This window comes from Paenibacillus sp. FSL L8-0644 (genome assembly GCF_038008165.1).
GTDB lineage: Bacteria > Bacillota > Bacilli > Paenibacillales > Paenibacillaceae > Paenibacillus > Paenibacillus polymyxa_D.
In genome coordinates, this window is sequence record NZ_JBBOYN010000001.1 from 4,058,155 (window position 1) to 4,075,267 (window position 17,113).

Genomic DNA, 17,113 nt, shown 5'->3' on the forward strand with positions numbered 1-17,113 from the left:
GATATCGTACACACTCTGTATATTAAGTCGCACATATATTAAGACTGTGAATCCCGCCAGCGCTGGTTTTGCCTGATTTTTGACTCATTCCCCTGCTCAGTAGCCTGATAGAAGGTTTGGTCTGCTATCGCATCGGGCAAATATTGCTGCTTCACATAATGATTCGGATAATTATGTGGATATTGGTAGCCTACATGACCGAGCTTTTCCGAGCCTTTGTAGTGTGCGTCACGCAAATGGAGTGGCACCTCAGCCGATTTGATATCGTCCATAGCCAACATGGCCCGTGAAATCGCCGTATATACAGCATTCGATTTGGGGCTTTCCACAGCGAACAAAATAGCCTGTGCAATGTTCAGCTTGGCCTCGGGCCAGCCGTTATTGCGATAGGCTTCAAGCGCACTCACCGCTTGCACCATTGCCTGCGGGTTCGCCAGACCAATGTCCTCGCTGCTTGCCGCGATGAGGCGGCGGATAAAGGTCATCGGGTCCATACCGAGTTTTTCTACGGCGTACAGGAACCAGAACAGCGCGGCATCGCTGGAGCCGCGAATGCTTTTGTGGAAGGCCGACAACACATCATACTGCGTGGATTCATCTGCTTTGACAATCGGGCGGCGAATGGATTCCTCAGCGACTTCCAGTGTCACGTGAATCGTGCCGTCTGCCAGCGGAGGCGTTGTGAGCGCCGCCAGTTCCAGCGCGTTTAAAGCGCGGCGGATATCGCCGTTCGCCATGGAAGCGATGTGAGCCAGTGCAGCTTCATCGACCTGGAGCTGCATGTAGCCAAGCCCTTTGTCCGCATCGCTTAAGGCGCGGCGCATAGCAGCCAGCGAATGTTCCTGCGTTAGCGCTTCAAGCTGGAACAACGTAGAACGGCTCATTAAAGCGCCGTTGACGTAGTGAAAGGGATTTTCAGTCGTGGCGCCAATAAACACGATCGTGCCCTTTTCCACCGCAGGCAGCAGTGCATCCTGACGTGAACTGTTAAAACGATGTACCTCATCGAGAAACAGAATGGTTTTTTTGCCATACATCGATTTATTCGTCTGTGCAAGATCAATGACTTCTCTTACGTCTTTCACAGATGCTTCTACAGCATTCAGACGTACAAAATCGCCTTGCGTGTGTTGCGAGATGATATGTGCCAGCGTTGTTTTGCCGCATCCCGGTGGTCCGTACAACAAAATTGAAGAAACCTGATCTGCCTCTATGGCTCTTCGCAGCAGCTTACCTGGACCCACAACATGCTCCTGTCCAATATATTCATCCAGTGAAGTCGGACGCAAGCGATCCGCAAGCAACCGATTGCTTGGCGTTGACTCTTGGGAATATGAAAATAAGTCCATTTCTTTCACTTCCTTATGATTTATGAACGAACACTTTCTTTTATCTTTGAAAACATACTATATTTAGGTTCGCTCATACGGTTGAAAAACATGAAAATTCAAGTCATCTATAATTCTGATACGGTGTAAACCGACTCTTATTCTACCATATCCGTTAACAAGTTGCAGATAGCATGGTCATGGCACAGCTGTAGGTCTTCAAGTCAGTCGCCCATAAAAAAGAAAGAACAGCCTTAGACGAAAGATGATTTCGTGGCTGTTCTTCGACTGGCATGATTTCATAATTTCATCACTAAGATAAACAGTAAACAAAAAGGAATACAACAACTCAGGCGGTACTTTACAACGCTTTTTCTGTTTACTTCGTCTGTGCCTGTACGTAACTAGGAAGTGAGCCATCATGCAATAGCCACAACTCATGCAGCGCACGGGTACATCCTACATACAGCAGCTTGGCATCCCATGCCCGTTCTCCATAATGCTCATGGTCGGCATCCGCCACAATAACTGCATCGAACTCCAGACCTTTGGATAGGTATACAGGCAGTACTGACAAACCGCCTTCATATTGCTTTTTACCACCGTCAATCAAATTCACATCCATCCCCGCACTTGTGAAAACCTCATGCAGTTCCACAGCCTCTTTTAAGGTACGTGTCAGCACAGATACAGTACGATACTCCCTGGAGGACAGCTCTTTTAGAGCGGTGAGCAAACTCTGCTCACGCACCGATGAGTCGTAAGATATAGTGCGCACCGGATCGCCACTACGAAATACTGGAACTGCCGTAATACCGCCGCGAACTCCCTGCTCCAAAATCGTGTTTGCAAATTCTATAATTTCCAAGGTTGATCTATAGCTTCGCGTAAGCGCAAAATACCCGGTATGTTCCGGTGCAAAAAGAGAACTCATTTCCTCCCACGCATGTACGCCACGGTATTCATGAATGCCCTGCGATAAATCGCCCAGTATAGTAAAGGAATGTCCTTTGACGAACAAATCCAGCAATGCGATATGAAAAGGTGAAAAATCCTGCGCTTCATCAATGACCACATGGTCAAAACGTTGAGATGATTCTACCTCATGAATCAGCACGTGGAGATACACTAACGCAGTCAGATCTTCTTCACGGATAATCTGTTTTCGCAGATCCGACTGTGTAGCCTTAAAAATAGCAGTCGGCAGAGAAGCCTTCATCTCCGCAGCCGTATCTGCGGGTAACCCTTTAGCTGCTTGAAAAAGCTGCTTGTAGAGCGTCAGTGCGTCGTATTGTGGCCATTTTTTAGCATATGCCTTTTCCCGTGCCCCTGCCTTTTTTTTGCGTTCCTTGAGTGCTGCCGCCGAAGGCGACTTTTTCAGCTCCATTTCAATCCAGCGGTGCACTCTTGCCAGTACACGCTCCTTCCGCTTCGCGAGCGGATAAGGCTTATACTCCTCATTAAACCAATTCAAAATCTCAGTTCGCGGCAGAACCGCTCCATCCCATGGTGAAAAATCCCCCTCGGGAACGGAAATGGGCTCCAGTCGTTCAACAAAAGCTTGAAGTAACTCCATAAAGTGAACTGAACCCTTGAATCTTCCCGGCGCCTCATCCATGGATTCCTCTCTCAGACTGCCACTCTCAAACCAATAAGATAATGTTTCGGCAGGATCAGCCAAAGGTAAATCCAAACCCAACAAGTCCAGCGCCCAGTCTGCAAATGTACTTTGCTGAATATCTCCGACCCCCAGCTCAGGAAGTACATCTGAAATATAGTCGAGAAACATATGGTTTGGTGCGAAAATGACCATTTTGTCCGCTGATACCTGATCCTTGTATTGATACAGTAAAAATGCGAGACGATGCAGCGCTACCGTCGTCTTGCCACTACCCGCTACCCCCTGAATAACGAGGGCAGTATTTTTAGCCGCGCGGATGATCTGATCCTGCTCCGCCTGAATGGTAGATACGATATCCCGTAAACGGTTATCCTTGTTTTCACCCAAACGATAAACGAGAAACTCATCGGAAACGGCCGGCTCGTCGCTTTCACGATTATACGTATCGGCTACCCGTTCCAGAATTCTTTTCCGAATGACAACGTTGCGCTTCAGATAGACCAAACCCTCAATAGTTCCCTCAGGAGCTTCATAGGACGCGGTTTCTTCACCACCTGTAAACGAATAAAATAAGCTGGCAATCGGTGCACGCCAATCAATCACCAGCGGATACGCTGACGTTTCTTCACGCTCTACTCCAATTTTACCGATATAAAGCGGCTTCCGCTGCCCTCTGCCACGCTCGTCAAAATCCATACGCCCAAAATAAGGCTCCTGCGAGCTTTTAGCCAAAGCCTGACGTTTTTCCTCCCGTGCAGATTCCAGCACTTGCTCTGTAAAATCATGCCCAGTGTATACTGGCGTATTGCGAAGCCGTTCCAATCTCCGATCAATTTCCTCCATAGCAAGCGACAGCCTGTGCTGTTCTTCTTGATAGGCACTTTGAAACTCATTCTCCATTTCAGTTACCTCCTAAGAATATCAAGTCTCGATTTCTGCATCATCCACTTGCTCCGACACAAAAAAAGGAAAGTAAGCGTAACACATTTAACCATAAAAATCCAACCTTATTTCTAATCCCCCTATTCCCTACTCTTTCACAAAAGTATGGAGCTTTTCGGCACCAGCGAAGCGGGTGATTTGAATCCGAAGAAGCGGAGCGATCGGAGGATCAAGTCACACGCGAAGCGGCCTCTAATACTCCATACTTCTCTCCCCCATCTCCACAAACTGCTTTTGAGCCAGCTCACGGTACACCTGATGGGACTCTAATAACTCTGTATGAGTTCCTGCACCGGTCACCTTGCCCTTGTCCAACACGATAATCTGGTCGGAGTGAACCACCGTAGACAAACGATGAGCAATGACAATCGTCGTGCGTCCTTCCATCAAGTTCGCTAGGGCCTTCTGTACCTCATGCTCAGATGAGCTATCCAGACTAGATGTAGCCTCATCCAGCATGAGGATGTCAGGGCTACGAAGAAGCGCACGCGCAATAGCGATCCGTTGACGCTGGCCTCCGGACAGCTTCATTCCCCGTTCTCCCACCTCAGTGTTGTAGCCTTGAGGTAGATCCATAATAAATGTATCCGCATACGCCATCGTAGCTGCTCGTCTCACTTCTTCCAAGTCAGCTTCGCGCCCCAAGCCATATGTAATGTTATCTCTGACCGTTCCGGTCATCATTGAGCTTTCCTGCGATACATAACCAATTTTGGAGCGCCAAGAGGAAAGTGTATATGACGATATCGGTTCGTCTCCATAACGAATTTCCCCTGTATCTGGCACATAAAAGCGCTCTAGCAATGAAAATAAGGTGGATTTCCCACTCCCGCTCGGACCCACGAATGCTGTCGTCCGGTTAGCCGGAATGACCAAGTTTGCATTATGAAGAACCTCTTCACCTTCGGTATAGGAAAAGACAACATCACGAAGTATAATATCTCTGCTCTCTTTTGCCGCTTCCTGCTTCAACTCGAGCGGTTCCTCTTCATGATCTAAAATCGTCTGAATCCGTTCAGTAGCCCCAACCACCTTTTGCAGACGTGAATACAGAGTCGTGAATTGTGCCATCGGTGTGATCACCTGAAATAGCAGCAAAATAAATGCCACCAAATCCCCCGCGGTCAGCACACCCGATGCAACGCGAACACCACCAACCCCCAATATAATGACCAGTACTGCAGTCAACAAGAAGGTAGAAATTGGACCTACAAGGGCCAGGATACGTGACTCTTGCAAACCGAAGCGGAACATCCGGTAAATACGATCCTCACCAGCCTGAGCCTCTCTGCTTTCGGTTCCGTAGGCCTTCACCAGTCTGATTTCGCCGATAACCTGACTTAACACTGAGGTCAGATCTGCCATCTCATCCTGCTGTTTTTTGGAGATGCGGTACATTTTTCTGCCTACCGGAAATAAAATTAGAGCTGTTAGCGGAACAATAGCCATAATAATGAGCGTCATCACCCAATCCAGATAAAATAACAATGCAATACCACCAATAATTGCAATCACATTAGAAATCAAATTGACTAGATACTCCGTAATTAAGTTCATAATCAGGCTTGTATCATTAGTGACGCGACTCATCGTATCTCCTGACCGATTTCTATCAAAGTAAGGTATAGGTAGAGATAAGATTTTATGCCATAAGCGTTTGCGCAAATTAGCCACAATCTTATGCCCAGCATAGTTCAACATATAGATAGAAACTGCCGAAGCCACCGCTTGAATCACAAAAGCGCCAAGCAGACCAACAATGACCATACGGTTTAGTGAAGAAAAGGTCAAGCCATCAATCAACCCTTTAGTCATCATGGGTACGATTAAACCAGCCATGGTCTGAATCAGGGTCAGAATCAGGGCGATGATCAGAATGGCTTTGGGCGGATGCGCACTCGCAATCAATTTGATAAACCGCCCCATGCCAGCCTTATCCGGTCTTTTACCCGGCTTTTCCTTCATCCGGTCCTCCTGCTCTTCTTGGTGTATATGATGTTCTTTTTCCATATACCATCAACCTCGCTTCCTGTCTGACCATTCTTGTTCAAACAACAACACCCGCGCTCTGCGCGGGTATGAACAGTACAATCTATCTTCGAGTTTACTACACCAGAGAATGAAGCACAAAATTTGCCACAAACAGTACAGATATGATATATAATGCGATAGGTACTTCCTTGCCCCGTCCTGCTGCCAGCTTGGCTACGGGGTATGCAATAAAACCAAATGCCATTCCGTCTACGATACTATAAGTAAAGGGCATCATCACCATGATCAGAAATGCAGGAAACGCTTCAGTAAAATCACTGAAATCCATCTCTCGCACATTTTGCACCATTAGCCCCCCAATGATGATCAACACGGGTGCAATGGCACTATCAGGAATATAAGCCAACAGTGGAATAAAGAAAAACGTCGCCCCGAATAAAATAGCAGTTACCAGCGGTGTCATTCCCGAGCGTCCCCCTGCTGCAATACCAGCCGTCGATTCCGCAGCGGCTACCGCCGGACTGCTGCCCAAAATACCGGCAAAGATATTGGTTACAGCCAACACACGCAAGCTGTTTTTAAATAAATCCGGTCTACCAATCATGTTGGTTTGTGCAGTAATCATACCAATATTCTCGAATAGCACAATGAGTAGGAGCAAAAAGACAGCGATCCAGAAAGCTACCGAGACAATGCCTGAAAAGGAAAGCTCTCCAAACAATTGCCCATACTGTCGCACCGTTTCAGAGGTTCGTACCGTGCTTGTAGGCTCTACAGCTCCCAGTATATAAGCAAGCCCAGTTCCCGCCAAAATACTAATTAGTAAACCTCCCTGAACGTTACGCACAAACAATACAATAGCGAGCAGCAACGTTACACAAGCCGTAATTACCTTGGGATCATTAAAATGGCCAATAGCCACAAAAGTCGTCTGATGAGCAATCACGATGCCGCTTTTTTGCAATCCGATAAAGGTTAAAAACAAACCAATGCCTACCGTAATTCCGTGCTGCAAATTATGGGGAATCGCTTGGCTAATCAGCTTGTACAATGATGTAAAGGCCACAATGGCGAATATCACCCCTGTGACGGCAACTACCATCAACGCTTCCTGCCAGCTCAGCTTCATGGAATGTACCAGCGTATAAGTGAAAAAGGCATTAATCCCCATCCCTGGTACAACGACCATTGGAGATTTCCCACCAAAAGCCATCAGTAGACAGCCGATCATCGATGTCAGCAGTGTCCCGAGCATCGCCCCTTGGAGGGGAATCCCGGCATCTGACAAAATAGTCGCATTAACCATAACAATGTATACCACGGAAAAATAAGAAATGGCCCCAGCGGCTAATTCCTTTTTCCAATGATGCTCGGGCTTGTAACCGAGACTTCTGGACCATAGTCCATCCTTCATACCAAAACCCTCCAGCAAGTTGTTCAATCTGTTTACAGTAAGCTGCACTTTTTCAAAACAAAAAAGAGCTGTAGCAACTGTGACACAAAGGATGTGATGCACAGAACTACAGGTCTTAAAGTGAATACATACTGCTGTAAATCTACGAATGCACTGCCATGCTATTTTTACAACTTACACACCAGCGTGTTCTAATAAATCCTTCACGGCTACACTAACCATGATCAGTCCTGCTACCGGAGGTACAAATGCATTGCTTGCAGGCGGCTGCTTCGCTTTCCGGATTTCAGGTGCGTTGGCAGGTACAATTTTTTTTGTAATTTCTTCACGTGGCTTCTTTGGTTCCTCATCGGAGAATACAACCTTGACGCCTTTGGTAATGCCTTCCTTACGCAACTTGGTGCGGATGACACGGGCAATCGGGTCCATTCTGGTTTGGGAAATATCCGCTACTTGAAAACGACTTGGATCCATTTTATTCGCAGCGCCCATACTGGAGATCAGCGGAATCCCCCGTTTCAGGCATTCCTTAATCAAATGAATTTTGTAAATAATCGTATCTGAAGCATCCAGCACATAATCCAGTTCGTACTTAAATAACTCCTCATACGTTTCTTCCGTATAAAACATGTTCAGTGCAATCGCTTCACATTCAGGATTAATCAGCTTCACACGCTCTACCATCAGATCCGCCTTTTTTTGACCTACCGTCGTTGTCAACGCATGTATTTGGCGATTAATATTGGTGATATCTACAACATCTTTATCAATCAAAATGATACGTCCAACACCTGTGCGCGCCAGTGCTTCCACTGCAATCGAACCGACACCGCCGATACCCAGCACGGCCACCGTGCTATTTTTCATAACCTCAAGACCTTCAGTTCCGATAGCCAGTTCCGTTCGTGAAAATTGATGCAACAATATGGTATATCCTCCCTCACTGATTTAAACTCTATACTTGAACTCCAGCATACAAACCACGAACCCATTATCCATAAAAGGGTAACGGGTTCACGGCATTCTATAATCTATCCACAAGCCACTCGGTGCACTTGCAAAGACAAACGTTCATCTTAAGCTTTAGGAGTAACAGGTTTCGGGGCAAGACGGATGTGAAGCTGTTCCAATTGAGCTTGATCCACTTCGCTTGGTGCATCCATAAGCAGGTCTGTCGCGCTAGCTGTTTTCGGGAATGCAATGGTTTCACGCAGGTTTGTACGACCTGCAAGCAGCATCACAAGACGGTCAAAACCGAAGGCAATACCACCATGTGGAGGCGTACCATATTCAAATGCATCCAGCAGGTAACCGAATTTATCCTTCACTTCCTCAGGCGGCAGGTTGAGCGCTTTGAACATTTTCTCCTGAACTTCACGCTTGAAAATACGCATCGAGCCACCACCCACTTCGTAGCCGTTCAGCACGATATCGTAGGCCTGAGCACGAACTTGACCTGGATCTGTGTCCAAGAGGGCCAGGTCTTCTTCCTTCGGACGAGTGAACGGATGGTGCTCCGCTACATAACGTTTTTGTTCTTCATCATAGCCCAGAAGCGGGAAGTCTACGACCCAGGCAAATTTGAATTTGTTATCGTCGATGAGGCCCAAATGACGGCCAATTTTCAGACGAAGTGCGCCCAATACATCAGCAACTACTTTTTTATTATCCGCAGAGAAGAGTAACAGATCGCCTTCTTCAGCTCCCGTACGCTCTTTCAAGGCTTCGATTTCTTCCGGTGTGAAGAATTTAACGATAGGCCCCTTGAATTCGCCTTCTTTCACTTGGATCCAAGCCAAGCCCTTTGCTCCATAACGTGCTGCAAAAGGACCCAGGTCATCAATGTCCTTACGGCTCCACGTGCCACATCCTTTGGCATTGAGAACTTTAACTTCCCCGCCCTTTTCAATTACGGAAGCAAATACTTTCACACCACTGGTTGCCACGATATCATTGACATTAATCAACTCCAGACCAAAACGTAGGTCAGGCTTGTCTGAACCGTATTTATCCATCGCTTCTGCATGTGTAATTCGTTGGAACGGTGTTTCTAGTTCTACTCCAACGGTTTCTTTGAACAATTTCACCATAAGACGCTCCATCATAGGCAGCAAATCATCCTGTTGCATGAAGGAGGTCTCAATGTCGACCTGCGTAAATTCAGGCTGACGGTCAGCACGCAAATCTTCATCACGGAAACAACGTGCAATTTGGTAGTAGCGCTCCACGCCACCAACCATCAGCAATTGCTTGTACAGTTGTGGAGATTGCGGCAAGGCGAAAAACTCACCTTCATGTACCCGGCTAGGCACCAGATAATCACGGGCGCCTTCTGGGGAACTTTTTGTCAAAATCGGTGTTTCCACCTCAATGAAATCCTCACCGTCCAGGAAATCACGGAATACTTTTGCTGCTTTGGAACGCAGCTTCAAGGTCTGATGCATTTCCGGACGACGCAAGTCCAGATAACGGTATTTCAAACGCAGTGACTCGTCTACTTCCACGCCATCTTCAATGAAGAACGGAGGTGTTTTGGATGCATTCAATACTTCGATTTCAGTGACACGCACTTCAATTTCACCTGTAGGCAGGTTCGGGTTAATCGTTTCTGCATCCCGTTTGACAATGGTACCAGTAATCTCAAGCACATACTCACTACGAACACGGTCCGCAATTTGCAGTGCGTCACCGGAATATGCCGGATTAAATACGATTTGTACAATTCCGCTACGGTCACGCAGGTCTATAAAAAGTACGCCCCCCAAATCACGACGGGTTTGTACCCAACCGTTCAATGTAACTGTTTCTCCGATATGCGCATGAGTCAATGCGCCGCATTGATGACTCCTTTTCATAATACACACTCCTGTTTATGTTTAGTAGTTAATGCTATATGACAGCCAGAGGGAGACTCCCCCTGACTGATGTTACACATCTTCTTTATCCTAGTTCTTCCACCAGCTGATCCAGCTTAACAGTGCGCTGCTCGCCCGTTTCCATGTTTTTCAGTGCAATTTCACCTTGAACCAGCTCATCTTCACCCAGAATCGCAGTATACCTTGCTTTAAAGCGATCGGCTGATTTCATCTGCGCCTTCATTTTACGACCCAGATAATCTCGTTCTGCGGAAAATCCAGCTTGACGCAATTTGAATAGTTGTTTGGTTACTTCCGTTTCTGCCGCCTCACCCAACGCCACCATATAGATATCTAACGGCTTGGATTCGTTCAGTTTGACACCTTGATGCTCCAAAATCAGCTGGATTCGCTCCAGTCCAATACCAAAACCAATCCCTGGCTGATCCGGTCCGCCCAGATCTCCAACCAATCCGTTGTAGCGGCCGCCTCCACCGATCGTGTCTATGGCACCAATTCCTTCAGCTTTGAATTCGAACGCTGTCAACGTATAATAATCCAACCCCCGTACCAAACGCGGGTTAACTGTATATTCCACACCCATGGCATCCAAATTTTGCTTCACTTTCTCAAAATGTGTGCGAGATTCATCGTCCAAGCTATCCAAAATCGAAGGTGCACCTCCAAATTTGTCCTGGTCATCTTTGCTATCCAGCACTCGTAATGGATTACGCTCAATGCGTGCTTGGCTCTCCTTGGTCAACGTATCCTTAATTGGCATTAAGAAGTCCACCAGATGCTGACGATAAGCTGCGCGGCTGGCTGCATTACCGACGGAGTTAATCTCCACCTGTACTCCTTTCAGACCCAGTTCACGGCAGAATTGATACCCGAAAGCAATAACTTCTGCATCCAGTGCCGGATCGACCGCCCCAAATGCTTCAATTCCAAATTGGTGAAACTGGCGCTGACGCCCAGCCTGTGGACGCTCATAACGGAACATCGGACCGATATAATACAGCTTAGTTACATCCGGCTCCCCGTATAGTTTGTTCTCCACATAGGAGCGGACAACCCCTGCTGTTCCTTCCGGACGCAAAGTCATGCTGCGCTTCCCTTTATCCTCAAAAGTATACATTTCCTTTTCCACTACATCCGTCGTTTCACCCACACCTCGAACGAACAAATTCGTTTGTTCGAACATTGGTGTACGAATCTCTCGATAATTAAAGCGGCGGCTAATCTCACGGGCTTTTTCCTCGACCACTTGCCATTTTTCTACACTGCCCGGCAGCAAATCCTGTGTTCCCGTCGGTTTTTGAAAGGCCATTAACGTATCCCCCCATCGTTGTATTTCATATTGTGCTCTTTCTTCTTGCTCCACTTTCAATATAAAACAAAAAATCCCTCGTCCTGTTAACATTAACAGGGACGAGGGATTGTCGTTTACAAATCACCCGTGGTACCACCCACATTCCGGAGTTTGTCCAGACAACCAGCATAAAATCACTCATTGCCCGTCAGCAATATACTGACTCCGCTCATACGTATAACGCCCGTAACGCGCAGTACGGCTATTATGCAGGACCATCCACTGTCGGCACAATTACAATGTACTTTCAGTAGGGTTTCCTCAATTGTTCGCCGCCTGTTCTCGGGGAGGTCATTCATCCGTTCATCAAGGGAATTTTTACAGCCTGGAAATTCCTCTCTGCGCTTGTGGGTTCGGAGTACTTGGTCCCGTCATCAAATCATTTTTCATTATTTTATGATTTTAATGAACCGCTTCGACAAAGTCAAGACATTCTATAGCTTCTCTGCAACTTTGTATCATTGTCACACATGGACACGAAGAGTTTCCGATGTTCGCCAGGTAGGCAGACACCTCACAAAATACAAAAAAACAGCCTGACTTAAAAAGCCTAAACTGCTTTTAGTGATGTAATGTATCCCTGGTTTTTCCTAACAGTCTGTGTTTGGGAACTATCGCATGCTTTGACGAAGGATGGGAGAATTTACGTATCTTCATATTTCAATTTTATGTTTTCCATTTATTTAATTCAGATTACAACTCGTTTCTTTAATATAATGAAATTGGATTTCAGCGATTGTTTATAGTGGAAGGCCAGTCTCCAAGAGATTTAATGCTTCAGATAATAATTCAGAAAAATTTTCAGTTGGATTTTCCGCATAATGCAACATAACAGATATGTTAACACCTATGACGGCGCCTGCAAAAGTTCGAATCTGCAAGTCTCCAGGATCTCGTCCCACCCGTTTGGAAACCATCTCAGCAATCATATGCATTGTATCAGTCAAATTATTCAAGGTTGCAGCCCGGAGTTCCGGTACTGACATCACGAGTTGGTTACGCTCACGTGTAGTAGACATTTCGTCGCCGGACATGTCAGACATGGTTGCTAACATAGCATTACGCACAGCTTGAAGTGGAGTTAAATGAGCTGGCTGTTCTTCAAATGCAGATATAAGCAGGGGATCATAGTTATCTGTAACAATCACATCCTCCTTGCTCGAAAAATAGCGAAAAAAGGTGCTTGGTGAAATCTCCGCTGCTTCTGCAATCTGTTCCACAGTAGTTTCGTTATATCCCAGTTCGCTGAATAGGCGTAACGCATGCATTTGAATCGATGCAATGGTTTTTGCTTTTTTTCGCTCCCTCAGCCCAAGATTTTGCTGGTGTTCAAGTGACATTTGTTTCACTCCTCAATAGATTGCTCATTCAAGTTTCACTCCTCATCGAGCAATTTGCTTCAGCATATATTTTTGACCACATGCACACTATTGCCCGATTTTGCGTTTACACTCAGTTTATCATGATCCTTTGTACTTCACGATACCCAGGATTGTATTATTCCTGACTGTAAAGCAATACATCAAAACTTGAAACCACTCCAATTTCAGCTTTTATAGGCGAATATGCGGCGTACAGAAGCTGATAGGTTGAATCAGGTTGGTTCTATTGAGAAATTCAAAAAATTTATCTCCTCACCTCGTTAGTACAATTCCCTGCCCACCATCAACAATAACCCTGTCGCCGGTTTTCATTCTTGTAGTAGCATTTCCACATCCTACAACAGCTGGAATGCCTAGCTCTCTGGCTACAATTGCAGCATGAGAGAGTGGTGCTCCTATATCTGTTACAATCGCAGCTGCTTTTGGAAAAAGTGGAGTCCAGCCTACATTCGTTGTCGAGGTCACCAGTATTTCACCAGGAAGGAGCTGGTGTCCATCCTCAGGATTCCTCAGTACACGTACAGTCCCCTCAATTCTACCTGCCGCTCCAGCAACTCCTTCAATGATTTCAGAATGGATAGAGCTATCTAATGGTATATATGGATCATAATAATCTACTCTGCGATTGGGATCCTCCATCCATTGTAAAGGTTCAAATCGCCCACGTATAATCGAGGGGAACGCAGGCAGTTGCTTATATTTTAAATAGTTCACTTTTCTGGTCGAGATTCTCTCCTCAATAACACTTCCTCCTGCAAGCCAGCCCAATATCTCATCTACATATAAAAAAAATACATCTTCTCCTATGCCAATCAACTCGCCTGCTTTCAGCGCGAAAGAGCGATTTAATCTGAAGACACGCGTCCATTCCGAACGAACAGCTTCCCTTAAATGCGGTCCTTCAGAAATTTTTGCTATGACACGTTTCAACTTATTTATCTTGTATGGAAAACGCTGCTCCAATCTTCTCCAAACCACTTCATTTTGTTCACGTTGTTTATACAATAAATCGTCAACATTTATTCCAGATTTCTTTGTTTCTTGGATTTGCTTTTCCAGCCAACTCGGTTCTTCTCTTGGATCAGGTATCGATAGCTCAAACTCATGTGGGCCTCGATGCCCATATTCCAATAGATAATCCTCCTGACTCATTTCACCTTTCACGACTGAAGATATACCAACAACAGGTCCCAAGCTGGCCAAACCTGTACTTCCGCTCAGATTAGATAGAAGTACACTAGCATCATCACGTCCAAGCCATTTCTCCAACTTTTCCTTCAATCGAACAAAATTTTGCATCTTGCTACTAGGTCCTTCCAGTGCAATCCACATCGCTTCAATATTTTTAGGCCAAAGCTGCTCACGCCATAATGTAATCAATTCTTCCTTGGACTGGACATTGCCAATTAACTCTTCCGTTTGAGTGCACCAGGCCGCTGTTTCTTTTATGTGCTGTGGTAATAATTTCATCGCTTTTCGGGTCTGTTTAAAAGCATACAGCATCTTGGGGAGCATTATTTTAATGAGCTCTTTCCTAGAAAACGGATATATAGGAATTTGGATTTCATCTGGAATTTCCCCAAAAACATTGCTCATTTTTTTTAATATTGACTTTTTATTCCACCCAAATGCAAAAAAAACGGACAATGGTACACTCACATTGGAGTATACTCTTCCACAGATATTACCAGACATTAAATAATGACCAGGAATCACATTATGTTCTTCGTCCAAAGCACGAATAATAGACCAGCTTAAGGGAGTAACAACATCTGAAATGGATTCACCTACATTAGTATTCGTCCAAAGAAAATCACCTGATAAAGAATCATTCCATTCAAATGTATCCATATTTCCAGGGCTTAAAGTAGTAACAGGTCGTGCTTGTAAAAAAAAGAGTTGGCCATTGGCAATGGCCCATTCAATATCCTGTGGTTCTCCCATCGCTTTTTCCAGACGGGAAGCATACCAATATAGCTTTTTGATATAAGGAAGTAATTCTTTTGGCCCTTTATATCGACCTGAGGGTTTAAATAAGGAGAAAACACGAGCATTTCCTTTACCAGATACCAGTTGCTCCCCTAACCCGAACACAAAATTTCCAGACATTACTGAACGATTGCCCGTAATAGGGTCTGCTGTAAAAAGAACACCCGAGATTTCAGAAGGAACCATGATTTGGACTACAATCGCCATTTGGTGTGCTTCTTCAAAACCCTTAACTGCACTGTATGCCCGCACCCTCTCACTGTATTGAGAATGGTGAACCACATACAAGGCTTTCAGAACGTCCTCGTTTGTTTGTACTTCTAAGACACTTTCAAACTCTCCTGCAAAAGAAGCTAAGGCTGAATCCTCGCTCAAGGCTGAAGACCTTACTGCAAATGAGACATTAGGGTAATCCTTACGAAGCTTTTCCAAATACCTGATCATTTCTTTCCATGTCTTTTCCTTAAGTTTTTCCCCTTGAAAGGCCTGTGGAAAAACAATAAAACCATTAGGAATCGGATAACCAGCTTGAAGCATCCTAGCAAGCATCCCTCCTTTGCCTCCGGTCCATTTTCGCAGCTCAGGAGTTATCTCTGCAAACCATTCTATTTCATTACCCATTTTGACACTTCCTAACTTTTTCAGTTGTAATATTTCGGTCCCGTAATTGGAAATGGGTATATTTATTGTTTATATTTTTATTATTTCGGGACTTAGTATCTTTTTACACTTTATACAAAAAGACAGTCAGTGTCAAATTAAATAATCTTTCACTTTTTTTGTATCCTGTATCGTTAGCCTCATAGCAACTTACTGTACAAATAAGTCCTAAAAAAGAAAATAGCCTGCGGAAACGGTCCGCAGGCTCAAAAAGATATATCAAAAGGGGGTCATGCTGTTATTATAAACTGCTAATATTAAGGAATGATGTTTCGAATATTACAATTGTATTACAGTCACTCTTTTGTAGCTAAATTCTCAAGTATCGACAATCTTGTGCCGTGCTCTCAACTTTAATCCAACTGCGATACATATCCACGATTGGAACGCAGCTTATAAATGACCTCATCATAATCGGCATCATTCACCTTTGCAGATAATACATACCGTAATTCATCTTGATCACCGTTAATATACACATCTGTTGCACGGAGCAACCCTCCGTCATGATTCGTTGTTCCGCTCCGATCTTCATCCAGATCCCTTTGGGCTGAGCCAGAGTTAATCTGGCCATCCTTCACATCTGGTAAAATATTCTCGCCATAAGCACCCGCCGCAGGGATTGCCGCACCCGCTGAGCCTCCTGTGCTCACAGAGCCAGTATTGTTATAAGGGACCAACGGAATTAAAACCCTCGTCTCCCGACCGAGCGTCTCATCCAGAGCACCTACTTCCAAATGTTCAGTTCTATAAGCCTGAAGCGAAGCTCTAGCGCCCTCAGCTTCATCTTCTGTGCGAAAATAAGCCTGAATCTGTTTAGCCATATCAAATCCTCCTCGTTAGGGAATTGTACTGGCATAAATCTAGGAAGCATTCACGGAAATTACAATGCCTTTAACAACTCATGCACAAAAGCGGGCTCATCCTTAGGGGTTCGAGACGTAATAAAGTTACCGTCCACAACCGCCTCTCGATCCTCAAAATGAGCACCCGCATTAATCAAGTCATCTTTCAATGGAGGATAGGCTGTAATTGTCCGGCCTTGTAACAAATCGGCACTCGCCAAAATTTGTGGCCCGTGACAGATAGCGCCAATCGTTTTTTTGGACTCATTAATTTCAGTTACAAATTTCAGAACATTTGCATCCAAACGGAGATTTTCCGGAGATGATCCACCAGGAATAACAACTGCATCATAATCACTTGATTTCACATCTGCAATGGCTTTTTCAATAGTATAGCTTGCTTTACCTTGCTTACCGCTCACTTTCTCACCTTGCTTCAGCCCAACAATATCCGCCTCATGTCCAGCCTTTTTTAATTCATCATAAGGTACCTTCATTTCGGAATCTTCAAATTGGTCAGCCAATAAAAATGCAATTTTACTCATGAATGTTCAGATCTCCTTTCCGGTTATCCCTGATACAAGTTTAAAATTAAGTTTATTTTTCTACCACGATTTGTTATTACCCGCTTGATCTGTTTTTATAACAATTCGCAGCGGCGGAAAAGAAAAAGGAGCCTTTCGGCTCCTCCACTAATTCAATGCTACATATTT

General features: G+C 45.1%; 11 protein-coding genes. All 11 read right to left on the reverse strand.

The window, feature by feature from the left end; translation table 11 throughout:
* Nucleotides 1-38: 38 nt before the first annotated feature.
* The 11 genes from NSS94_RS18375 to NSS94_RS18425 all read right to left on the reverse strand — a co-directional run bounded on the left by NSS94_RS18375 (nt 39) and on the right by NSS94_RS18425 (nt 16,945).
* Nucleotides 39-1,349 carry a replication-associated recombination protein A gene (locus NSS94_RS18375; RefSeq protein WP_029515734.1) on the reverse strand — a complete coding sequence of 437 codons (1,311 nt, stop codon included), beginning with the start codon at nt 1,347-1,349 and terminating at the stop codon, nt 39-41.
* Between the two features lie 358 nt (nt 1,350-1,707).
* Nucleotides 1,708-3,849 (reverse strand): HelD family protein, encoded by a 2,142-nt coding sequence (locus tag NSS94_RS18380; protein WP_029515735.1) that lies wholly within the window; start codon nt 3,847-3,849, stop codon nt 1,708-1,710.
* Nucleotides 3,850-4,083: 234 nt separating this feature from the next.
* On the reverse strand, nt 4,084-5,901 hold the full coding sequence (locus NSS94_RS18385) for an ABC transporter ATP-binding protein (RefSeq protein WP_029515736.1): 1,818 nt from the start codon (nt 5,899-5,901) through the stop codon (nt 4,084-4,086).
* Nucleotides 5,902-5,998: 97 nt separating this feature from the next.
* Nucleotides 5,999-7,297, reverse strand: coding sequence for an NCS2 family permease (locus NSS94_RS18390; protein WP_029515737.1), 1,299 nt, complete (start codon nt 7,295-7,297; stop codon nt 5,999-6,001).
* Nucleotides 7,298-7,471: 174 nt separating this feature from the next.
* Nucleotides 7,472-8,221 (reverse strand): tRNA threonylcarbamoyladenosine dehydratase, encoded by a 750-nt coding sequence (locus NSS94_RS18395; protein ID WP_029515738.1) that lies wholly within the window; start codon nt 8,219-8,221, stop codon nt 7,472-7,474.
* A 152-nt stretch (nt 8,222-8,373) separates the two neighbouring features.
* The gene (gene aspS, locus NSS94_RS18400; protein WP_341039869.1) at nt 8,374-10,152 is read right to left on the reverse strand and encodes an aspartate--tRNA ligase; all 1,779 of its coding nucleotides are present in this window, start codon (nt 10,150-10,152) and stop codon (nt 8,374-8,376) included.
* Between the two features lie 85 nt (nt 10,153-10,237).
* The gene (hisS, locus tag NSS94_RS18405; RefSeq protein WP_307347832.1) at nt 10,238-11,482 is read right to left on the reverse strand and encodes a histidine--tRNA ligase; all 1,245 of its coding nucleotides are present in this window, start codon (nt 11,480-11,482) and stop codon (nt 10,238-10,240) included.
* A 782-nt stretch (nt 11,483-12,264) separates the two neighbouring features.
* A complete protein-coding gene (locus NSS94_RS18410; RefSeq protein ID WP_029514826.1) occupies nt 12,265-12,864 on the reverse strand; it encodes an acyl-CoA-like ligand-binding transcription factor in 600 nt (199 codons plus the stop codon).
* A gap of 294 nt (nt 12,865-13,158) precedes the next feature.
* Complete coding sequence (locus tag NSS94_RS18415; RefSeq protein ID WP_029514825.1) at nt 13,159-15,516, reverse strand: PEP/pyruvate-binding domain-containing protein; 2,358 nt, start codon at nt 15,514-15,516, stop codon at nt 13,159-13,161.
* A 392-nt stretch (nt 15,517-15,908) separates the two neighbouring features.
* Nucleotides 15,909-16,379, reverse strand: a complete 471-nt coding sequence (locus NSS94_RS18420; protein WP_069012463.1) for a hypothetical protein — start codon at nt 16,377-16,379, stop codon at nt 15,909-15,911.
* Nucleotides 16,380-16,438: 59 nt separating this feature from the next.
* Nucleotides 16,439-16,945 carry a type 1 glutamine amidotransferase domain-containing protein gene (locus tag NSS94_RS18425; RefSeq protein ID WP_341039870.1) on the reverse strand — a complete coding sequence of 169 codons (507 nt, stop codon included), beginning with the start codon at nt 16,943-16,945 and terminating at the stop codon, nt 16,439-16,441.
* Between the last annotated feature and the right edge of the window lie 168 nt (nt 16,946-17,113).